The organism is Synechococcus sp. W55.1, from assembly GCF_047461655.1.
Lineage (GTDB): Bacteria > Cyanobacteriota > Cyanobacteriia > Thermostichales > Thermostichaceae > Thermostichus.
The window spans coordinates 47809-68567 of the sequence record NZ_JANSHN010000017.1 but is presented as its reverse complement, the minus strand read 5'-3'; the positions used below and the strand labels follow the sequence as shown (position 1 = coordinate 68567).

The following is a 20759-nucleotide window of genomic DNA, read 5'->3' as shown; positions in this document are numbered from 1 at the left end:
TTGCAACAGTTCTCTGCATCTGCGCCGCGAACTGCGTGTGCCCTTACTGGCTTTGCGTTGGAGTACCGCCCTCAACCGGGAGTAGCGCTCTCGGACTCTGCTCAACTGCTGTCCATTCCAGTTGTCCCCCTCTGACGTATGGGCAATATCTGTCCTCCCCAAGTCCACCCCGATCACCTTGTCGGTATCTTGTTGCTTGGGTGGCTTTTTCTCTACGCAAATCTGGATGTAGTAGGAGCCATCTTTGCGCTTGATCAGCGTGGCAGCTTTTGGGTTGGAACCAGCCAGCATCCCACGCTGGTAGTTGCCAATGGCCAGTTCAAAGCGTTCTCTCCCTTCCACCGTGGTCAGCGACACCGTCCAGTCTTTTTGACGGAACGAAAAGATGCGAGCGTCGTAGGTAACAAAGCCGCTCTTAAACTCCTTGACGGGACGCTTTTTCTGCTTAGCCACTTTGCGGGAACCCGCTACCCGTCTGCACACCTGTTGAGCCAAGTTACTGGACAAGCCAAACCGGGCTCGAATCTCGTAGTAGCAAAGGGATTGCAGCTTGACCGCGTTGACGATCTTCTCCGGCGTGTTCTGGTTGACCCAATTCAAGGCTTGGCCAAAAGCCTCCAAAGTCGCGTCCAATTTGGCGGCTTGCGACGGGGACACCTTGAGCTTGCAGGATATGGTCAGGACTTGGCTCATAAGTTCATTGTACTTCATCAAAGCGCATTCCTCCCGGCAGTGACCCTACGGGTACAGTGCGGGGCTCCTGCGATTTCTAGCTGAAAGGTCTTTCTTGTTACACTCCATGTCGCTTCTTAAGCTTTTCCCAAGATTAGGTGTTAGGAAGGAACAAGCAGCAATGGCTCCTACGGTTCGAGCGCACGGCAATCCCGGCTGCTGAAACGCCAACCTTTGGCTTTAATGCTACGCATCGCTAACGCGACTGGACTTTGGCCTATGCAGACTTCGCCAGATCTCACCTCCGCTCGTTCTGTCATTCGCCTGCTGTTGTTTGCCAAGAGTCGAGCTGTCGTTGCCGAACTTGAGGAACATCTGCGCCAGCACATCCAGGGGTTGCCCGGTCAATACCCTGCCCAACTGGAAGTGGTGCCACTGGAGGAGCACCCCTACCTAGCAGAGCATTACAAGCTGGTGGCGACTCCGGCTCTGGTCAAGGCTGAGCCCTTGCCTGCTCAGGTTTTGGCGGGCGGAGACTTGGCGACGCAGTTGGAAGTGTGGTGGCCCCGTTGGCAAGGCCAGGCGGCCTTGGCTTCCCATCAAGAAGGGGCAGGACAGGATCCCACCTCCCCTCCGACCACCGAGGCGCTGTTGCAAATGTCGGAAGAGGTGTTTTTGCTGCGGCAGGAGCGGGCCCAATTGCGGGAGCAGTTGGACTTCAAAGATCGCGTTCTGGCCATGCTGGTGCATGATTTGCGCAGCCCCCTGACGGCCACGGCTTTGGCGGTCGAAACCCTGCAACAGGGGCGCGAGGGATCCCTGGACAAAGCGCTGGAACGGCAGTTGTTCGACCATGCCCGCCAGCAACTGCGCAAGATGGACAGCATGATCACCGATATCCTGGAGTCGGCCCGTGGCGCTGCCTCGGAGCTGAGGATTCGAGCCGTAGAAACCCAGTTGCCCGGCTTGTGTCAGGCGGTGATCGAGGAGCTATGGCCGCGCATTCAAGGCAAGCGGCTGCAGTTTCAAGCGGATATTCCCGTGGATCTGCCCTCTGTTCACGTGGATCCCGACAAGATCCGCCAAGTTCTGTTCAACCTGCTGGACAACGCCATCAAGTACACCCCTGCCGAGGGATCCATCCGCCTCGATGTTCTCCATCGCACCAGCCAAAAGGTGCAGGTGACCGTCAGCGATACCGGCCCTGGGATCCCGGAAGCCGACCAAGAGAGCATCTTCTCCGATTCCGTCCGCCTGTCCCGGGATCAGCAGCAGGAGGGCTATGGCATCGGCCTTTCCCTCTGCCGACGGATTGTGCGTGCCCACTACGGCCAGATTTGGGTGGAGTCTTCCTTGGGCAAAGGCAGCAGCTTTCATTTCACTTTGCCTGTATATCGGCTCTGCAAGCGCTAGCCGAGAGCTGGCTCCCCAGTGGTGCAAGCCCTCAGAGACTGACGGTTTTCCAGCATCAAGGAGTTGCCAACAGCCGGCAGAATAGGCACGTACGGAGTCCTGGGTTTACTGCTCGCGCTGCGCGACGCTTCCGCGTTGGAGCGGTTCCGTCTTTCAGGTCTTTTGCGTTTGAATGGGTTAAGGATCCCTTGGCTTTTTCCTCTTCATCTTCTTCATCTACAGTAAAGTGCTTCTCGATGAGTGCTTCTGGGATGAGCCCCGTAGAGACGAGTCGTTGTGCCGCTGAGCTGCCCCTACTGCTGGCTCCGGCAGGGGATTGGGAGTGTGCCAAGGCGGCGGTGGAAAACGGGGCCGATGCCATCTATTTTGGGCTGGAGCGCTTCAACGCCCGGATGCGTGCCCGCAATTTTACGGAAGCGGATTTGCCGGAACTGATGGCCTGGCTGCACCGGCGGGGGGTACGGGGCTATGTTACTTTAAATACCCTGGTTTTTCCAAGGGAGCTGACGGAAGCCGAGGGATACATCCGCTCGATGATCGCGGCGGGGGTGGATGCGGTGATTGTGCAGGATATCGGCATAGCCCGCCTGATCCGGCATCTTTCTCCCGACTTTCCCATCCACGCTTCTACGCAAATGACCATTACCAGCGGAGTGGGAGCGGAGTTTGCCGCCGAGCTGGGCTGTGAGGTGGTGGTGCTGGCGCGGGAATGTTCCCTGCGGGAAATCGCCCAGATCCGGGCCTATCTGGAAGAGAAGGGATCCCCTCTATCTCTGGAGGTCTTCGTGCATGGGGCGTTGTGTGTGGCCTACTCGGGGCAATGTCTGACCAGCGAGGCGCTGGGGGGGCGTTCGGCCAACCGAGGCGAATGTGCTCAAGCCTGCCGCATGCCCTATGAGCTGGTGGTAGATGGGATCCGCCGCGACTTAGGCGAAAAGCGGTATCTGCTCAGCCCTCAAGATTTGGCCGGGCTGGAGGTGCTGCCGGAGCTGGTGAAGCTGGGGATCCGCTGTCTGAAAATTGAGGGCCGACTGAAATCCCCAGAATATGTAGCCAATGTAACGCGGGTGTATCGGCAGGCGTTGGATGCGCTGGGAGCGGGGCAGCCGTGGCAGCCTTCGCAGCAGGAACGCTACGAGCTGGAGATGAGCTTTTCTCGCGGGCTTTATACGGGCTGGCTGCGGGGCATCAACAACCAGGAGCTGGTGCACGCGCGGTTTGGCAAGAAACGGGGGGTTTACCTGGGGCAGGTGGTGGGGATCCAACAGGATCAGGTGGTGATCCGGCTGGAGGCACCCCTCAAAGCCGGGGATGGCGTGGTGTTTGATCAGGGGCAGCCGGAGTTACCGGAGCAGGGGGGACGGGTTTACCGCGTGCAAGAGAAGCAGGGGCTGGCCTGGATCAGCTTTGGAGAGGGGGCCATTGACCTCAAACGTCTGCGGGTGGGGGATCGCCTCTGGAAGACCAGCGACCCGGAACTGGAAAAACGCCTGCGCCAGAGCTACGCCGGGGATCACCCCCGCTTTCAGCGGCCCGTCCACATGGAGGTTCACGGCCAAGTGGGATCCCCGCTGACGCTGATCCTGCGGGATGAGCAAGGCCATACGGTGCAGGTGGATTCGCCGCTGCCCCTGGAAGCTGCCCACCGCCAACCCCTCACCACCGAAAAACTGCGACAGCAACTGGGCCGTTTGGGCTCCACTCCCTTCAAGTTGGGATCCCTGCACAATGCCTTGCAGGGGGAGGTAATGCTGCCGGTGAGCCTGCTCAACCAGATGCGCCGACAAGCGGTGGAACGCCTACAAGCTCTGCGAGCTCAGCCCCCGCGCTGGCAACTCAATCCCGAAGCTCGCTGGCAAGATCTGGTGCCTTCTCAGGAGGAGCCCGAAAGGGGATCCCCGCAGTTGGTGGTGTTGGTGCGGGATCCGGCGCAACTGCCGGCGGCGATAGCCAGCGGTATTAGGCAGATCTATCTGGAGTTTGAGGATCCCCGCCGCTATCGGGAGGTGATCCGCACAACCAAAGCCGCCCATCCCGAGGTGGAACTGTGGGTCGCTCCGCCCCGCATCACCAAGCCAGGAGAAACCTGGATCCTAAAGCAAGTGTTGGTCGGCGGAGCCGATGGCTACTTGGTGAGAAATTACGACCATCTCCGTTTCTTTGCCGGGCAGCGCTGCATTGGGGATTTTTCCTTGAATGTGGCCAATCCCATCACGGCCCACTATCTCAAAACCCGTTACAACCTGGAGCGCCTGACGGCTTCCTATGACCTCAACCACGAGCAACTGGGATCCCTGCTGCAAGCCGGCCCCGCCCATAGGTATGAGGTTACCCTTCATCAACATATGCCCCTGTTCCACATGGAGCACTGCGTCTTTTGCGCCTTTTTATCCAGCGGAACGGATTACACCAATTGTGGTCGCCCATGTGAAAAACACGAGGTGAAGCTGAGGGACAGGGCCAATGTCGAGCACATTTTGAAGGCCGATGCCGGCTGTCGGAATACCCTCTACAACGGCAAGGCCCAAACGGGGGCAGAGTATGTGCCGAAATTATTGGCCTTGGGCCTGCGCTATCTGCGCATCGAATTTTTGCATGAATCCCCCGCCGAGATTCAACAAACGCTGCATCGCTATCAGCAACTCTTACAAGGACAACTTAGCGGATCCCAACTGTGGCAGGAGCTAAAGCTATACAGCCAATTGGGGGTTACGCGCGGGTCTCTGGAGGGTTAGCGGCTGCGTTGCTTCTACCCTGGGGCTGTCGAGGCTGGATGCGCAGCCACGCCCTGAGCAGAGGATATGGAAAACATTCCCGCAAAATTGGCGTAAAATTTCCTTAGAGTATGGCTGTTCCAAGTCCATTCTGCCCACTTCCCCAACTGCTGCTCAGCTTTTTCTTTATCCTCTGGTTGCCGTGAAACACACCCTCAGCGCCCTCGTGCAGGATCAGCCTGGCGTTTTAACCCGCATCGCGGGGATGTTTGCCCGTCGCGGCTTCAACATCGACAGCCTTACCGTTGGCCCCACCGAACGACCGGGGATCTCTCGTATCACTATGGTGGTGCAGGGCGATGAACACGATGTGGAGCAGATGACGAAGCAGCTCTACAAGCTCATTGACGTGCTGAAAGTAACCGACATCACCCATGTTCCCTGTGTGGAACGGGAGCTGATGCTGGTCAAAGTTAACGCCAGCCCCGATACCCGCTCCGCCATCATGGATGTGGCCCAAATGTTTCGTGCCCGGATTGTGGATGTGGCAGAGGAGTCTTTGACTCTCGAGGTAACCGGGGATCCCGGCAAAATGGTGGCCATCATCAAGATGTTGACCAGCTTTGGCATCCGCGAGATCGCCCGTACCGGCCTTGTGGCTCTCACCCGCGAGTCCGGTGTGAATACGGAATACTTGAAGCAACACCCCACCCTAGTCACCATCTGATGGCCCCAGGAGAAGCGATGCCGAAGTCGGGGTGGAGGGGCCAGGGATCGGTTGTGCGCGGCGCACTCAGCCTTGTGGCTATTGTGCTGGTGGGGCTGCTGGTCGGCTGTGGCCCCAGGCCGCCAAAACCGATTGTGCAGCAGGCCCTTGCCTATCAGATCGCTCATGTGTCCGGGCCGGTGGGATCCTTAGTGGGCAGCGACCGGTTGTCGGCACATCTGGAATTGCAGGATGTGAAAATCCGCCAAGATCGCCGTGAACCTTTGCTGTTAGTCTCAGGAGAAACCCTAGAAGGCCATCACCTCAGCGGTACCTACACCCTAATCGTGCATCCGCCGGGATCCCGCCGCCCCTATCGCCGCAAAGGGGATCCCTTCCAGATCACCCTGGCTCACCAAAAGCCACGAACTGCTGCTACCCAGCGCTCGCGGGATCAGGAGCCCGACCGCGTTGAAACCGCGCCCGAACGGTGGCTGCTGGCCTACAGCTCACCGGATTCCAAGACCTGGACAGTCATCGACTTTCTGCCTCAGCCCGCACCGGCACCGGAGTGGTCTCCTGCCGAGCCAGAACCTACAATGCCGGCAACCGCGCCTGCTGCCGTTGACGTTGGCAGGACGGAGTCCGATGAAGCCCTGAACCAGCCCAGCCCTATTCCTACTCCTGCCTGAAGCAGAGTTTGGGGATATCCCAGCTCACCGCAGCAGAGCTGCCCCCCAGCCAAATAGCCCATCCACCAACAGGGTATTCAGCACTGCTCCCGCAAATGCCCAATGGTGCAAGCGGCGGGATCCCTGGACTCTCCACAATCCAACACCCAGCAACAGAAGGCCCAAGCCGATGCCCCAACCCAGGCCCCAGGGGGTAGCCATTTTGTCGAGGGCCGCCCTAAAAGGGACAACCGCCTGCTCCAACCGGTCAAACTGCATCGCCTGCCGCCACTCAGGCAGCAGCCCCACCGAGTGAATGTAGAGATCTGTAACCGCCGTACCCCACAGGGAGCCGAGATAAAACCAGGTACCGATGCGGGCAAACCGTCGCCGTGTCCCCCACCAGACAATCGGGATCCCCAAGGCTTCCATGGGCATGTGCCAAAGAGGCTCAAAGCGCAGCCATCCCCAATACAGGGATCCCGCCAGCCAAGTCAGGGTAAAGCCGTACAGCAAATCTCCCCACAGGCGGGTACGGGGCTGGGAGTAGAGATGCAAGCTAAGGCCCAGCCAGCCCAAAGACATCACCAAGCTGACCCAAGGGGCATACCGCACCAGGGGCGCTTGCACAAAAACGGGCAGACTCACGAGCAGAGCTGCCACTCCCCCAATGGCATGGTGGGATCGAAAACGCCTTTGAGCCGAGAGAGGGCGGGGATCCAGCCCGGCCAAACGCTCAGAGGACAGCAGAGGCTCATCTTGGAGAGGGGGTAAAAAAGGTGTAGAAGACAAAATGCAATATTAAAAACCTTTACATCAGTTAACATAGCACCTTCTTTGCCCTTCCCTCTTCTCCCCAGCAGGAGCGGGGAAGCCTTGGGGGCCTGGCATTCTCTCTCCAGAGATGTCAGGGTGGGAAGGAGGTGCTGGCCGGAGGAAACTGTATGGACTTGTTGTTGGCAGGAGACATCGGGGGCACCAAAACCAGCCTCAGCCTTGTCAATGCCGAGGATCCCGAGCACAGCCTTTACCACTGCCGCTATGCCAGCCAAGATTACGCCAACCTCGCCCCAATGGTGGGAGAGTTTCTGGCCCAGGCTCGGCGGGAGCTGGGGCGAGATCCACAGCCTGCTGCCGCCTGTTTTGCAGTGGCCGGCCCCGTCATGGAAACAAGGGGCTCAGGGTCTGAGGGACAGACTGCCAAAGTGACCAACTTGCCCTGGGATCTGCAGTCGAGCCAATTGGCCGCAGAGCTGGGGATCCCGCGCGTAGCCTTGATCAACGACTTCAGCGCTGTGGGGTATGGCGTGCTTGCCCTCGGCGACCAGGATCTGGACACCTTGCAAGTGGGTGAGCGTCAACCGCGGGCTCCGATTGGCGTGATGGGAGCAGGCACGGGTTTGGGGCAGGCTTACCTTACCTGGGGAGAAGGGGGTTACCAAGTTCATGCCAGCGAGGGCGGTCACGTGGACTTTTCCCCGCGCACCCCTCTGGAGTGGGAGCTCTTGAGGTATTTGCAAAAACGGCACGGACGTGTCTCCACCGAGCGGGTGGTCTCGGGGCAGGGGATCGTTGCCATTTATCAATTTTTGCGGGATAGCCAGTGGGGCTCAGGAGAAGAACAGCTGCTGGCCCAAATTGAGGCTTGGGAAAAGGGAGCTAAGCATATTGACCCGGCAGCCCAAATTGCCAATGCTGCCATGGAAGCACGGGATCCTCTGGCGGTGGAGTGTCTGCGGCTTTTCATCAGCCTGTACGGGGCTGCAGTCGGGAACTTTGCCCTACACCTATTGCCGCGCGGGGGCCTGTTCATCGCTGGGGGGATCGCGCCCAAGCTCTTGCGCCTACTGCATCAAGGGGAGTTTTTGTCCTCGTTTTTGGACAAAGGGCGGATGCGTCCTCTTCTGGAGCAACTGTCGGTGCAGGTGGTGGTGAACGCGCAGGTGGGGCTGAGGGGAGCTGCTCGCTACGCCGCCAACCTTTGGTAGGGAGCAGCCGCTGCTACTGAGGTTGCCGCCCCGGCCCAGCAGGCGATCGCAGCAATCCCAATGGGTGCTGGAAAATCTCGCCCAGCTGCCCTTTGCCGGGATCCCAGACTTCTTCCTTGAGCCAGCAGATGGGTCAAGATGGGATTGCGCCTTTGCTTGGCTGGCCCCATACCGGAAAGCACTCCGCCTGGGGCTGCGCTATCCAACCGACAATGATTGCCACCACGCAGAGGGACTTCATAGAAACTTCATGGTTGATCCGATGAATCCAATCTTTTGGGCTTTGGGCATAGCTGTGCTGCTGGCCGTGGGCTTGGCAGCCTATCTGTTGACTGCTCGCAAATACGAGTCTCCCGCCTCTGTGGCCAAGTCTTACGACGAGTGGACTCGGGATGGGATCCTAGAGTTTTACTGGGGCGAACACATTCACCTAGGCCACTACGGCTCTCCTCCCCAACGAAAAAATTTTCTGCAGGCCAAGCACGACTTTGTCCACGAGATGGTGCGCTGGGGGGGGTTGGATCGACTGCCTGCAGGGACAACCGTGTTGGATGTGGGCTGCGGCATTGGTGGGAGCTGCCGCATCTTGGCCCGCGACTACGGCTTTGTTGTAACCGGTATCACCATCAGTCCTCAGCAGGTGAAGCGGGCCCAGGAGCTCACCCCCCCTGATCTGCCTGTCCAGTTTCAGGTGGCAGATGCCCTCGACCTGCCCTTCCCCGATGCCAGCTTCGATGTGGTGTGGTCCATTGAGGCAGGGCCTCACATGCCGGACAAGGCCCGCTATGCCCAAGAGATGCTGCGGGTGTTGAAGCCAGGGGGAATCCTGGTGGTGGCGGACTGGAACCAGCGGGACGACCGGCAAAAGCCCCTGAACTTTTGGGAGCGGCTGGTGATGCGGCAACTGTTGGATCAATGGTCACACCCTTCCTTCTCCAGCATCGAAGGCTTTGCCGAGCAGTTGGAGGCTACTGGCCTGGTGGCGGGACGGGTAGAAACCGCCGACTGGACTCAGGAGACCCTTCCCTCTTGGCTGGATTCCATCTGGCAGGGTGTTGTCCGCCCTGAGGGCTTTCTCAGGTTTGGCTTGGTCGGCTTGGTGAAGTCCTTGCGGGAGGTACCCACCTTTTTGCTGATGCGGCTGGCTTTCGGCACAGGGCTGTGTCGCTTTGGCATGTTCCGAGCGGTGCGGGCAGCTTGTGCTCACAGCCCCAGCTCGGACTTAGCCTGTTGGGCGGCCAGGAGCACCTCCGCATCCTCAGCCTGAGACCAGTCAGGATCGGCAATTTCGGCGTAGAACCGCTGGTCGTAGGGGCGGGTTTGCACCACCACCGGCATGGGCACGGCATGGCCCAGAATTAGGGCTTGCTGTTTGGAGTCCAACTTGGCCAGCACCGTTTTCAAGTTCTGGCTGCCCGCCACCCCTGTGAACACCGCCTCGATATCTTGGTCGTCGTTGAGGAGTGCCGTAATGCGAGTGCCCAACTGCGACATCACTTCGCTATCGATGCTGGAAGGGCGTTGATCCACCACCAGCAGCGTGACAAAGTACTTGCGCATCTCGCGGGCAATGGTGCCGAAAATGGTCTGCTTGGCTGCCCGCGGATTCAAAAAGCGATGGGCCTCCTCAATGGTGATGCATAGTTGACGGGGCTTGTCGAGGGGATTTTTGGATTGCAAGTATCTCTCCGTCTGGTGCACGTAGGCCTGGTGAATGCGGCGGGTGATGACGTTGGCCGCCAACATGTAGGAGAGCAGGTTGGACTGGGATCCAAACTCGATAACCACGTGAATGCCGCGGCTGAGGGCATCCAAAATCTGGCCGATGTAGTTGTGGGGCAGGGTGCTGCGGATGTACTTGAGGTTGTCAAGGCGGGTGAGCTTGCGCTGCAGGGCCATCATCGAGGCTTTGTTGCCCATTTTCTGTTCGCAAAACTCTTGGATCTCGGCGTTGGAAAGGCTCAAGAGGCGGCTGATCCAGTCGCGGCCAAACTCGTTGCGCAGGATGATGGCATTTTCCAAGCTGGCTTCCGATAGGTTCAGCTCATCTGCCAACAGGGCCAGATCCTCCACTTCGATTTGGTTGTAGGCAATAAACAGCTCCTGCGCATCCCGCACCCCTCGCCGCCGGGTGGAATCGGGATCCAGGGTGTAGATTTGCACCTGACCGGGAAAGAGCTGCCGCAAGCCTTTCACAGTAGTGGCGTGCTTGTCTTCGCTGGCTGCCTCCCAGCCATACTCGGAGTGCATGTCAAAGATCAGGTTCACCGCCGCCCGTTTGCGGATGATACCGGCCAGGATCAGGCGGGCCAGAAAGGACTTTCCGGTGCCCGATTTGCCGAAAATGCCGTTGCTGCGCTCCACCCAGCGATCCAAGTCCAAACAGATGGGCACAGCCATGTCGAGGGGCTGGCCGATGGCAAAGTTGCGCCGCTCTGGGTCATCTTCCCAGCCGAAGACGGTGCGAAAGTCCAGTTCCCGTGCCTCATACACCTGTGAAAAATGGGCGGGCACCGTTTTCACGGGCAGCAGCTCCATCGCGTAAGCGGGACGGAGTTCTCGGCTGGGGGTGGTGGAAGCCGTTTGAGTCTCTGCCAAGTCAGGATGGATCGGAGGATACTCCCCCTCCATCTCCCGCGGCACCAACATCAACATCGGGGTGAGGGCAATGATGCCGTAGGTGCCGGTACCGGCCAGCACTTCCCGCAGCAGGGTCTCTTCAGGACGGGGGGGGTTGACCAGGATCTGGGGGTTGCTGGTTTCTAGGGTAACGTCGGTGAGCAGGCCGAAGAAGCGGTTGCGCTGCCCCTGGATCACCACGAATTTGCCCACCCGCAAGTCTTCTACCGAGACGCCGGGATTGAGGCGAGCCTCCAGTCCCCGACTCAGGGATCCCTGGATCACGGTGGCCAAGGGTTGAGGAGGGGTCATGGCGTTGGGGCTTGAGTTCCAGATGCCTTGTCAGTTGCCCATCTGTAAGCGGGCGCTGGTGCGAGGGGCGCCATCCTGCACAATCCAGGTGCGAACGATCTCCACTTCTTCAGGTGTCCAAAAACCCAGACGGGATAGGGGCAGCCCACGGGCTTGAATGTAGGCAATCTCAGGGGATCCGCCGCGAGCTTGGGGGCGGTTGGGGTTATTGGCGTTGAGGATGTAGGCGTGGCGGCTCGTCCACCGGGGATTGATCAACTCGCTATTGGGATCCCCGGGCCTGACATAGGCCATCGTGGCCTCATAACTGTCCAGCAACTGGGTGCGCTGCCGTCCTGCCGGCTGATGGCAACCCACACAACTGGCTTCTAGCAGCGGTTTGACATCCCGTTCGTAGGTAAATTGCGGTTCGGTGCGAAAACTCAGCTGAATGGCCTGCTCGAGGGGCAGCCCCTCTTGGGGAGAAAGCGTGAGGGTGTAACGGGTGCTAAAGCGCAAGGGATCCCGAGGCTTAAGCAACAACTCGTCTCCCTGCACATCAAAAATAACCGCTGCCGGCGGATCCAACTGAACCGCCAGACGTTGTAGATTGGGATCCAGTGGCCGATTGAATTGCAGCCGAATGACTCCATCCACAAAAACATCCTGCTGTTCGGGGGTAGGCTGGGAAGACACCCACTCCAAAAATGCCTGACTTTGAGAAGCATTCGACTGAGGCCAAACTTGCCGATGAGACTCGATGACAAAGAACGCTGCTGCCAACAACAACAGCCCCGCCCAAGTTCGCCACCGCCGCCAATGGCGAAAGACATTTTGTACGGTCGGAGTGTTCATTGCCGCAGACCCAATTTAACTGTTGTCAGAATAGCGAACTTACCCACACTTCAGCCATTGATGAGGTACAAACTGCCAGGGATCCCCAGCGGATCATGAGGATCCCTTGTTCTGAAAAGTAGAAAGACAATGAGCACCGGAGCGAAGGGAAGAGGTCGCTGCTCCCAAGCCCCTAGAGGCCGAAAGGAATACCAAAGGCTTTACCCAAGCTGAGATGAACTCACCAGCAGGGAAAAGCATCCAGGGAGACAGCAAATCAGTTGACCCGCTCCAGCTTGATGTTATGGTGGCCCAGCTTGATCTCGAACTCATCTCCGGGCTTGAGGCCCATCTTCTTGGTGTAGGCAGCTCCAATCAGGAGGTTGCCATTCTTATGAACCGAAACCCGGAAGGTAGGAGCGCGGCCACGGGATCCATTTTCGTCACTAGCGCCGAGATCCACGCCAACGGCCTTCAACAGGGCGTTGTTAAACTGCATCAGATTCACTCGCTCCTGACCATTCTTGGTGTAGGTGACATAACCACAGGCGCGAGCTTTTTCCTTGCGATCCGCATTTCCCATTGAAGTTACCTTGTCGAGGAGCTCTTGGCCAGTGAGTGGTTTTGGTTTACTGGTTGTAGCCATATCGAGATGGTTTTAGGGACAACTGTTAGTGTAGCCAGAAACAAACAGGGATTGCAACAGAGTTTGATCCAATTCCTTCTTATTACAGGGAATAAGTCAGCGACCGCAATGGGATCTGAGGGGTGGTTGCGCAAAACAGCAGTGGGGAATTCCCTCTAAAGGCCAGAACCTGTGGGGGAGACTTTGGCTGAAATTGGGTAATGACAGATCCTCAGGCCCTATTCTCGACAGGGTCAAAAGTATCTTTGGGCGAGGGATCCCCGCTTCGCCGCCGGAATTGAGCAAAACCAGCGAAACTGGAAACAAGGCTGTTTGCGTGTCACTCGATATGGATCCCTTTTGGTCAGGGCGGCGTCTCCTCATTGGGGTGAGTGGGGGGATTGCTGCCTACAAAACGGCAGCTTTGGTGTCTGCTCTGGCGCAGCAGGGAGCAGAGATCAAGGTGGTTTTGACAAAAGCTGCGGAACATTTTATTTCTCCTTTGGCTTTTGCCACCTTGTCTCGCCAACCGGCTTTCACCGATGCCGCCTTTTGGCAGGCAACACGAGGACGACCGCTGCACATCGAGTTGGGGGAATGGGCGGAGGCTCTCCTCATTGCGCCCTTGTCGGCCAACACCTTGGGCAAGTTGGCTCATGGGCTGGCGGATAATTTGCTCACCAATGTGATCCTGGCTTCCCAGTGTCCGGTGGCGGTGGCACCGGCTATGAATACGCAGATGTGGAAGGCAGAGAAGGTAGCCGAGAATTGGCAGCGGCTGCAGCAGGATCCCCGTTTTTGGGCCTTACCGACGGCCAGTGGCCGCTTGGCCTGTGATGCGGTGGGGGAAGGGCGCATGTTGGAGCCGGAGGCCCTGCAGGAGTATGTGCGGGCTTTGCTCTGGACAGCGGGGAAAAAAGATTGGCAAGGCAAGCGGGTGTTGGTGACGGCGGGGGGGACACGGGAGCCCATTGACGCGGTGCGTTTTATCGGCAATCCGGCCAGTGGTCGGATGGGCGTGGCATTGGCGGTGGCGGCGGCCTGCCGAGGAGCGACGGTGACGCTGGTTCATGGGCCGTTGGGGATCCCTTTTGAGCCGGAACCCTTTGGCATTCGGGCCATTCGAGTGGAAACGGCAGCCCAACTGGAAGCGGCTTTGCAGGCGGAATTTCCCCAGGCGGATCTCTTGTGGATGGCTGCTGCTGTGGGGGATGTGCGCCCCTCCCAGGTTTATCCGGGGAAGCTGCCTAAAGCCGAACTGCCCCAGATGTTGCCGTTGGAGCCGATCCCTGACCTGGTGGCAGCCCTGGCCCGCAACAAACGCCCTGGCCAGCGCCTCATCGGCTTTGCCGCCCAAAGTGGGGATCCCTTGCCGCCGGCCAGAGAAAAGCTCCGCCAAAAGGGCTTGGATGCCATTGTGGCCAACCCCATCGACCAGCCGGACAGCGGCTTCGGCAGCAGCCACAACCAAGGCTATTGGATCCCCCAGCAGGGAAACCCAGAACGGATCCCATTGGCGACCAAGTCAACCCTGGCCCACCGACTGCTGGATCTGGCCCTGCACTTGGAGTTGGGCTGACTTCGACACCAAGACTAACGATCTTGCCAAAGATCAGGTACCTTTGAGGCTAAGCGCAGAGGGATCCCATGGCGATCATCGTCCTGAAAGCCTGGTATTTGGATTCGGTGTTGTCTGCTTCCCAAGTCCAACAGAGGGCCCCCGACCTGCGCCTGAGCCGTACCGGCCTCTTGAAGACGGCGATGCGGGCCGACTTTCTCGACGATGTGGAGCAGGTGAAGGCTTCCCTGTGGTGGCAGCGCTACCTGGAAGGAGAGCTGGTGGAGTTTTACATCGAGGGCAGCGGTGCCTACAGCATCTCCAACCTCGATTTAATTAGCCGCGAGATCTACTTTAATAAGCGGGCCACTCTGAACATGACCGAGCCCGTCATCTACTTCTGCGGCCAATCGGATTACCCCAACTCCAGCGCCACTCTGTACCGGGCATTGCAAGCCGTGGTGGAGGCTCTCAATCGCGACCACAGACCGGTCGTGCCCCTGCAGCTGCAGGGATCCCTTCCCGCCGAGGCCGAGACCCCGCTCATCGACGCGGCCTTGATTCGCAAGCTTAAGCACGCGCTGCTGGTGGTGGCCGATGTGACCCCTGTGCAGGTGAATGGCCGGGGGCGTCCCCTGCCCAGCCCCCAGGTCTGTCTGGAGTTGGGCTATGCCCTGCAATCGAAGCGCCCTGAACAATTGCTGCTGGTACAACTCCCCCGCGACGGCATCGAGGGATCCTTTCCCTTTGAGGTAGAGGGCAGCAGTTTTTTGAAAATCGCCGATCCCCAGCATCTGTCCGATCAATTGGGAGCCGAGATCGCCCGGCAGTTGCAGCGCAACCGGGTTATCTCCCTCTAGCCAGCAGCACCTATCCAACCTCCCCTCGCAGCCGTTAGACTCTTGGAGATGGTCACTCCTGGCCATGGGGGATCTGGCTCCCCGAAACCCAAACAGCCTCCATCGTCGCTACCTTTTCTCCCCTTGTGAACCATGACCCTGGCTAACGCAAATCCTTTGGTTTCGCCGGATCGCTCTGCGGCAGGTTGGCAGAGAGGTCTGAACAGCATAATGTTCCTGCTGCTGTTGGGGGTTCCCCTATCTTGGGTGGGGCACTTCCGGGGCTGGGATCCCAACCTGGTCTTCCTCTGTGCGGCTTTGGCGGTGGTGGCCTTGGCAAAGTTTATGGGTCAGGCCACGGAAGAGATTGCAGCCTTGACAGGGCCGACAGTCGGGGGGCTGATCAACGCCACCTTTGGCAATGCGGCGGAGTTAATCATCGGCTTGGTGGCACTGCGGGCGGGGCTGGTGGATGTGGTAAAAGCCTCCATCACCGGCGCGATCATCAGTAACCTGCTCCTGGTGGCCGGCTTGGCCATGTTTTTGGGCGGGATCAAGTTTCGGGAGCAGAGCTTTCGACCCGAGGTGGCCCGCATGAATGCCTCGGTGATGAACCTGGCGGTGGTGGCCTTGATCTTGCCCAGCGTGGTCACCTATGCCGATGCCAACTTGGGGGAGATCTCCATCCAAGAGCTATCCACGGCGGTAGCCCTGGTGCTGATCGGGGTTTACGGTCTTACTTTGCTGTTTTCCCTCAAAACCCACAGCTACCTCTACACCCTTCACGAAGCGGAAGCCGCAGAAGATGAGGCGGCCAGTCGCCTGGCCCTCAATCCGGTTTTGCAGGCGGAGGGATCCATTCCCCAAGTGCTGACGGCTCCACCTGAGCGGGCCGGTTTGGGGTTTTGGGTGCTGATCCTCTTGGGGTTGACGGTGCTGGTGGCGCTGGAGTCGGAACTGTTGGTGAGCACTCTAGAGGATACGCTGGAACACTTTCACATGACGCCGCTGTTTATGGGGGTGATTTTGTTGCCGATCATCGGCAACGCGGCAGAGCATGCGACGGCGATCACGGTGGCCATGAAAGACAAGATGGATCTCTCCTTCTCGGTGGCGCTGGGCTCGACGATGCAAATTGCCCTGTTTGTGGCACCTCTGCTGGTGCTGGCCGGGGATGTGCTGCATCAGCCCATGAACTTCAACTTCGGCATGGTAGAGTTGGTGGCCATTGCCGTCTCGGTGCTGCTGATCAATTCCGTTAGCAGCGATGGGCGATCCAACTGGCTGGAAGGGCTACTGCTCTTGGCCACCTACGCCATCCTTGGGATTGCCTTCTTCTTTCTGGAGTGAGGTTGTTCAAGTGCTTCGCACCGCTGACGCGAACGGCTCATGCTGCACAAACTGCGATCGGTAGACAAGCCGAAGCCGGGGAAAACGGGATCCCTGTTTTGGCCTCTCCTTTTCAGTGCATCTCTTGCCCTATCCCCCATAAGCGGGCCCGCATGGGGGCAGGAAGCTGCCGAAAACAACGGCACCACCTCCAACCTGCCTTTGCTCAACCGTTTGGATGCCCTAGAAGAGCTGCGGCAAGCGCTTAGCCTCCCCACCTCTTCTATCCAGGCGGAGGCCGTGACGCTGGATGGGCGGCGTTTGTTCGTGGTTACCGCACCGCAGGGGGATCCCGGCAGCCTGCCTCCGGTGTCGCAGCGGGTGCGCTCCATTGAACAAACCCTGCACCAGTTGGCCAGCGCCGGATTCGATCCAGAGGCGCTGCAGGTTGAAGTCACCCTGGACGGCCAGACCAACCAGCCTGTTATCCGGGTGAATGGGCGACATTTGCTAACCATCACCTCCCTCGATGCTCAATTCCAGGGCGCCCAACCCATGGACTGGGCTGAGCAGGTAGCCGGCATTGTTGAGGAAGCGCTGCGCACTTCGCAACGGGAGCGGCAGCCTCAATTTTTGCGCCGCCAAGCGGTGATTGCCCTCGGCATCCTGGCTGTGGTAGGGAGCCTGAGCCAGCTCTGCCAGCGAAAACGGCGACGGCTGCAGCAAAAACGCGATGCCCTGCAGACGGAATACCAGGCCATCCAAGCAGAGATTCAGGAGCGCCTAGCGGGGGAAGAGCAGCCGGGCGTGGATCCCGTCTTGGTCGAACAACAGGCCGGACGCAAACGGCAGGAATCCTATTTAGAGCTGCAAATTCGCCTGCTGCGCCTGGTGCAAATTGGCCTGTGGGTGGGCGGAGTTGGGGTGAGCTTGGGCCTTTTCCCACAAACGCGACCCCTGCAAACGTTTTTCCTGGTTTCGCTGCGCGGCCCTCTGTTGCGGTTGACAGGGGTGGGCCTGGCCACCTATGGCAGTGTTTGGCTGAGTGGACTGGTACTGGATAACCTCTTTGCTGCCCTGCGCCAAGAGCAAAATGCCCCCACCTATCGCCTCAGCAAACGCCTCAGCACCTTTGCCAGCGTCTCTAAAGGAGTTGCAGCCACTACCTTGGTCTTGCTCGGATCCCTGGCTGGCCTGGCCTCAGTGGGGGTCAATATTGGCCCCTTAGTGGCCAGCCTAGGCTTTATTGGGCTGGGGATTTCCCTGGCTGCTCAGGATCTGATTAAGGACGTGATCAATGGGCTGTTGATTTTGATCGAAGATCAATTTGCCGAAGGGGATGTGATCGTGGTGGACGGGCGGGGCGGCCTTGTGGAACACATGGATCTGCGGCTAACCCAGTTGCGCAACACCGAAGGCAGCTTGATCTCTATCCCCAACAGTGCCATCCGGGTGGTGGAGAACCTCTCCAACGGCTGGTCACGGGTGGATCTGGGGATTGTGATCGCCTATGAAAACGATCTGGAACAGGCAATACGCATCACCGAGCAGGTGGCTCTGCAGATGTACCGGGAGCCAGCTTGGCGGGAAAAAATCCTCGAGCCCCCCGAAATGCACGGTGTCGATGATCTGGGGGAGCGGGGGATCACGCTGCGCATTTGGATCAAGGTGCAGCCTCTGCAGCAGTGGAGGGTGGCGCGGGAATACCGCCGTCGCCTCAAGCACGCCTTCGATCAAGCAGGGATCCAGATTCCTTTCCCACAGCAGACCCTCTGGTTCCACAGCCCCTTGGAGATGCGCATCCAGGGTCTCAGCCCAGAGGAGACCCACCGCCTGCTGCACCTAATGGAATCGCGGCTCGAGGCTCGCCTGCGGGAAAGGGATCCCGTTCCAAGCGACTTGACAAAATAGATAGACGCCGAGGGCTTCCACCCTTAGCCGCTCAGCCAGCTTGCAATTTCAACAGGGCGATCCCGCCAGCGGGCCGTGGGCCTAACGGCTACTCATCGCCGATGATTTCCGGCTCAGTCAGTTCATCCGACATTTCGATGACAGCGCGGCGGATTGGCTTCATCCAGCCATCTTCTATATCATCCGGATCCTCGTAGCGGCGGCGCTTGGCGCGGTTGGCCACCTGTACCGTGATGCGATAGCGATTTTTGGAAGCGTTGATCAGAGCCTCTACCCGACGCATCAGCTCGTCATTGTCAATAGCCAGTTGATTCTTGCGGGAAGCCATAATCGCAGTCTTAAATCTTGATATCTTGTTGCCACCGGGATCCCAACGAGACTCCGTCCCGCTAACGCGAAAGGACTCCGTCCCGCTACCGCGATCCTAGCAGAGAACCTTCCAGTTCTTGCATTCCTGTAGCGTTGCATGGCAATAGGGTGGGACTTTTGCCAAGAACTCATTTGTCAAGATTTGTCAAGAACTCATTTGTAGAGCAGCTTGCTCTGCTCTTGTACAACTCACAGGGGCTGCTAATCCAGCAAAAACTGTACCCACTTCGGCGGGGGTGGCAGCGGGCAACGAAAGTGCTCCATCACCAGGGCGGCCACCAAATGCACCGTGAATACGTAGATGAGGGAATTGAAGGCAATAAATCCCACCACCACCACCTGAACCATCCAGGGTTCTGCCACCCAGTAGACGCCCCATCGGCTGAGGGACACATCCAGGAGCCAGTTGGTTAGGCCGGTAAGTTGAATGGTTACGTAGATCCAGAGGTTTTCCCCCACCAGTAGGGAGGAAAGCACCAACTGAAAGATCAAGCCCAGGGCGCTGAGCACAGCCCCGCTCACCACCGAGACGTACCAGGAAAGACGCTGCTGCCACAGGCGGGCACACCAATAGCCCAGCAGACCATAGGGAATGACATAGAGAATGCTGCGCGTGGGCCCTATCAGCACCGTCAGCAACAGGCCGGAGACTGCCAGGGCCATTGCCCCTGTGCGGGGATCCCAGCGCATCACCGCCAGCGCCACCGGGATGGGGAAAAACAGGCGCATGAAAGGAGCTAGCGGCGTGTAGCTCAGGATCCAGATCAAGGCTGCCGTACTGGCCAAAAAAGCTGTCTCCACCACCCTCAAGGCCGGAGAACGGGGAGGTGGGGGGGGTAAGGGAGGAAAGTCATCCTGCACAGAAGGCTGAGGCGGCGGGGGCACATCCAGAAAAGCACAACTTTTCCCAGCTTAGGCCACCGGTTGCCGGGTTGGGCGAATTGTTGCCCAGAGGTGTGGATCTGGACTGCAAATCGGCTACAGGATAGGCCCTGTTGTCGATTGGGGCTGCCTCAGCGGATCCCTTTTGGATTTCAGGACATTCGGCAACATTTCCCAAGGCCAACCGTGAACCGACCCCCATCGGCCAGTCTCTCCTGACCCTACCCATCAACTTGTCTTGAAACGACTAGGGCGTTCTGATAAAGTCGAGGCGGGATTTGCCCTGAGAGAGCGGGATCCCTTCTGGACAAGTCTAGGGTCAATGCTATGGCAGTGCGGGTGGGCATCAACGGTTTTGGCCGCATCGGACGGCTGGTGTTGCGGGCTGCTTGGGGCTGGAAAGAGCTGGAATTCGCCCACATCAACGAGATCAAAGGGGGAGCGGCGACGGCGGCCCACCTGTTGAAGTTTGACTCGGTGCAGGGCCGCTGGACTATCGATATCGAGGGATCCGATAACCGGCTGCGCATCCAAGAGAAAACCCTCACCTTCAGCGAACACAAATCCCCCGGTGAAGTGCCCTGGGCAGAGTTGGGGATCGAGCTGGTGTTGGAATGCTCGGGCAAGTTTGTCAAGGCAGCGGAGCTGGATGCCTACTTCAAAGCGGGGGTGCGCAAGGTGATTGTGGCTGCCCCTGTCAAGGACGAAGAGGCCCTCAACATTGTTATGGGCGTCAACGATCACCTGTACGACCCGGCCCGGCACCATTTGCTGACGGCAGCTTCCTGCACCACCAACTGTCTGGCTCCCTTGGTGAAGGTCATCCACGAGGGGATCGGCATTGTTCACGGGGTGATCACCACCATCCATGACGTTACCAATACCCAAACCATGGTGGATGCCCCCCACAAAGATCTGCGGCGGGCCCGCTCCGCTCTGCTGTCTCTGGTGCCCACCACCACCGGCTCTGCTACGGCCATTGGTCTGATTTACCCCGAACTCAACGGCAAATTAAACGGCATTGCGGTGCGTGTTCCTCTCTTGAACGCTTCCCTGACCGATGCGGTGTTCGAAGTCAGGCGGCCCACCACCGTGGAAGAAGTCAATCACCTCTTAAAAACTGCAGCCGAGGGCGAACTCAAGGGGATCCTCGGCTACGAGGAGCTGCCCCTGGTCTCGGTGGATTTCAAAGGGGATCCCCGCTCCAGCATTGTGGATGCGCCCTCGACGATGGTGGTGGATGGCGCCCAGGTGAAGATCCTGGCCTGGTACGACAACGAATGGGGCTATGCCAACCGCATGGCGGAACTGGCCCGCAAAGTGGCCCGCAGTCTATAG

General features: G+C 58.8%; 17 protein-coding genes and 1 pseudogene. 11 read left to right on the top strand and 7 right to left on the bottom strand.

From position 1 onward, the window contains the following. Positions 1-693: pseudogene (locus NW816_RS09740) on the bottom strand (RNA-guided endonuclease TnpB family protein); the annotation flags it as partial. A gap of 258 nt (positions 694-951) precedes the next feature. Between NW816_RS09740 and NW816_RS09735 the strand changes: the two are divergent. The 4 genes from NW816_RS09735 (at position 952) to NW816_RS09720 (ending at position 6197) form a co-directional block, all read left to right on the top strand. Further along, positions 952-2085, top strand: a complete 1134-nt coding sequence (locus NW816_RS09735; RefSeq protein ID WP_414409015.1) for a histidine kinase — start codon at positions 952-954, stop codon at positions 2083-2085. 236 nt (positions 2086-2321) lie between these two features. Continuing rightward, a complete protein-coding gene (locus tag NW816_RS09730; protein ID WP_414409014.1) occupies positions 2322-4820 on the top strand; it encodes a DUF3656 domain-containing U32 family peptidase in 2499 nt (832 codons plus the stop codon). A gap of 181 nt (positions 4821-5001) precedes the next feature. Continuing rightward, the gene (gene ilvN, locus NW816_RS09725) at positions 5002-5526 is read left to right on the top strand and encodes an acetolactate synthase small subunit (protein ID WP_414374441.1); all 525 of its coding nucleotides are present in this window, start codon (positions 5002-5004) and stop codon (positions 5524-5526) included. 53 nt (positions 5527-5579) lie between these two features. Next, a complete protein-coding gene (locus NW816_RS09720; protein WP_414409013.1) occupies positions 5580-6197 on the top strand; it encodes a hypothetical protein in 618 nt (205 codons plus the stop codon). A 24-nt stretch (positions 6198-6221) separates the two neighbouring features. On the opposite strand, the gene NW816_RS09715 is transcribed toward NW816_RS09720, so the two are convergent. After that, positions 6222-6968: a DUF3120 domain-containing protein gene (locus tag NW816_RS09715; RefSeq protein WP_414329009.1), complete on the bottom strand. Its 747-nt coding sequence runs from the start codon at positions 6966-6968 to the stop codon at positions 6222-6224. A 152-nt stretch (positions 6969-7120) separates the two neighbouring features. Between NW816_RS09715 and NW816_RS09710 the strand changes: the two genes are divergently transcribed. Together NW816_RS09710 and NW816_RS09705 are read left to right on the top strand one after the other, a co-directional pair. After that, positions 7121-8164, top strand: coding sequence for a glucokinase (locus NW816_RS09710; protein ID WP_414344654.1), 1044 nt, complete (start codon positions 7121-7123; stop codon positions 8162-8164). Positions 8165-8426: 262 nt separating this feature from the next. Beyond that, positions 8427-9431, top strand: a complete 1005-nt coding sequence (locus NW816_RS09705; RefSeq protein WP_414381150.1) for a methyltransferase domain-containing protein — start codon at positions 8427-8429, stop codon at positions 9429-9431. Here the strand turns inward: NW816_RS09705 and NW816_RS09700 are convergent. The 3 genes from NW816_RS09700 to NW816_RS09690 all read right to left on the bottom strand — a co-directional run bounded on the left by NW816_RS09700 (position 9368) and on the right by NW816_RS09690 (position 12554). After that, positions 9368-11095 carry a helicase HerA domain-containing protein gene (locus NW816_RS09700; RefSeq protein WP_414409012.1) on the bottom strand — a complete coding sequence of 576 codons (1728 nt, stop codon included), beginning with the start codon at positions 11093-11095 and terminating at the stop codon, positions 9368-9370. The genes NW816_RS09705 and NW816_RS09700 overlap by 64 nt on opposite strands. 30 nt (positions 11096-11125) lie before the next feature. Beyond that, positions 11126-11929, bottom strand: coding sequence for an Ig-like domain-containing protein (locus NW816_RS09695; protein WP_414329004.1), 804 nt, complete (start codon positions 11927-11929; stop codon positions 11126-11128). Positions 11930-12185: 256 nt separating this feature from the next. Then, a complete protein-coding gene (locus NW816_RS09690) occupies positions 12186-12554 on the bottom strand; it encodes an AbrB family transcriptional regulator (RefSeq protein WP_011432615.1) in 369 nt (122 codons plus the stop codon). A gap of 328 nt (positions 12555-12882) precedes the next feature. Between NW816_RS09690 and coaBC the strand changes: the two genes are divergently transcribed. The 4 genes from coaBC (at position 12883) to NW816_RS09670 (ending at position 18170) form a co-directional block, all read left to right on the top strand. Then, the gene (gene coaBC / locus NW816_RS09685; protein WP_414409018.1) at positions 12883-14112 is read left to right on the top strand and encodes a bifunctional phosphopantothenoylcysteine decarboxylase/phosphopantothenate--cysteine ligase CoaBC; all 1230 of its coding nucleotides are present in this window, start codon (positions 12883-12885) and stop codon (positions 14110-14112) included. Positions 14113-14180: 68 nt separating this feature from the next. Then, a complete protein-coding gene (locus NW816_RS09680; RefSeq protein ID WP_414399527.1) occupies positions 14181-14951 on the top strand; it encodes a hypothetical protein in 771 nt (256 codons plus the stop codon). Positions 14952-15161: 210 nt separating this feature from the next. After that, complete coding sequence (cax, locus tag NW816_RS09675) at positions 15162-16280, top strand: calcium/proton exchanger (RefSeq protein ID WP_414355509.1); 1119 nt, start codon at positions 15162-15164, stop codon at positions 16278-16280. A 39-nt stretch (positions 16281-16319) separates the two neighbouring features. Next, positions 16320-18170 (top strand): mechanosensitive ion channel family protein, encoded by a 1851-nt coding sequence (locus NW816_RS09670; protein ID WP_414409011.1) that lies wholly within the window; start codon positions 16320-16322, stop codon positions 18168-18170. Positions 18171-18258: 88 nt separating this feature from the next. Here NW816_RS09670 and NW816_RS09665 read toward each other — a convergent pair whose 3' ends face one another. Further along, entirely contained in the window at positions 18259-18498 is a 240-nt protein-coding gene (locus NW816_RS09665) for a DNA-directed RNA polymerase subunit omega (protein ID WP_011433877.1), read from the bottom strand. A 242-nt stretch (positions 18499-18740) separates the two neighbouring features. Beyond that, positions 18741-19424, bottom strand: a complete 684-nt coding sequence (locus tag NW816_RS09660) for a DUF2232 domain-containing protein (RefSeq protein ID WP_414409010.1) — start codon at positions 19422-19424, stop codon at positions 18741-18743. 324 nt (positions 19425-19748) lie between these two features. Here NW816_RS09660 and NW816_RS09655 point away from each other — a divergent pair, with 324 nt between their 5' ends. Then, a complete protein-coding gene (locus NW816_RS09655) occupies positions 19749-20759 on the top strand; it encodes an ArsJ-associated glyceraldehyde-3-phosphate dehydrogenase (RefSeq protein WP_414409009.1) in 1011 nt (336 codons plus the stop codon).

Bases quoted from the DNA above. Each gene is read 5' to 3' on its own strand.
- NW816_RS09690 (WP_011432615.1), bottom strand. From the start codon at position 12,554: ATGGCTACAACCAGTAAACCAAAACCACTCACTGGCCAAGAGCTCCTC.
- NW816_RS09665 (WP_011433877.1), bottom strand. From the start codon at position 18,498: ATGGCTTCCCGCAAGAATCAACTGGCTATTGACAATGACGAGCTGATG.
- NW816_RS09700 (WP_414409012.1), bottom strand. From the start codon at position 11,095: ATGACCCCTCCTCAACCCTTGGCCACCGTGATCCAGGGATCCCTGAGT.
- NW816_RS09730 (WP_414409014.1), top strand. From the start codon at position 2,322: ATGAGTGCTTCTGGGATGAGCCCCGTAGAGACGAGTCGTTGTGCCGCT.
- NW816_RS09710 (WP_414344654.1), top strand. From the start codon at position 7,121: ATGGACTTGTTGTTGGCAGGAGACATCGGGGGCACCAAAACCAGCCTC.
- NW816_RS09695 (WP_414329004.1), bottom strand. From the start codon at position 11,929: ATGAACACTCCGACCGTACAAAATGTCTTTCGCCATTGGCGGCGGTGG.
- coaBC (WP_414409018.1), top strand. From the start codon at position 12,883: ATGGATCCCTTTTGGTCAGGGCGGCGTCTCCTCATTGGGGTGAGTGGG.
- cax (WP_414355509.1), top strand. From the start codon at position 15,162: ATGTTCCTGCTGCTGTTGGGGGTTCCCCTATCTTGGGTGGGGCACTTC.
- NW816_RS09705 (WP_414381150.1), top strand. From the start codon at position 8,427: ATGAATCCAATCTTTTGGGCTTTGGGCATAGCTGTGCTGCTGGCCGTG.
- NW816_RS09680 (WP_414399527.1), top strand. From the start codon at position 14,181: ATGGCGATCATCGTCCTGAAAGCCTGGTATTTGGATTCGGTGTTGTCT.
- NW816_RS09655 (WP_414409009.1), top strand. From the start codon at position 19,749: ATGGCAGTGCGGGTGGGCATCAACGGTTTTGGCCGCATCGGACGGCTG.
- NW816_RS09670 (WP_414409011.1), top strand. From the start codon at position 16,320: ATGCTGCACAAACTGCGATCGGTAGACAAGCCGAAGCCGGGGAAAACG.
- NW816_RS09735 (WP_414409015.1), top strand. From the start codon at position 952: ATGCAGACTTCGCCAGATCTCACCTCCGCTCGTTCTGTCATTCGCCTG.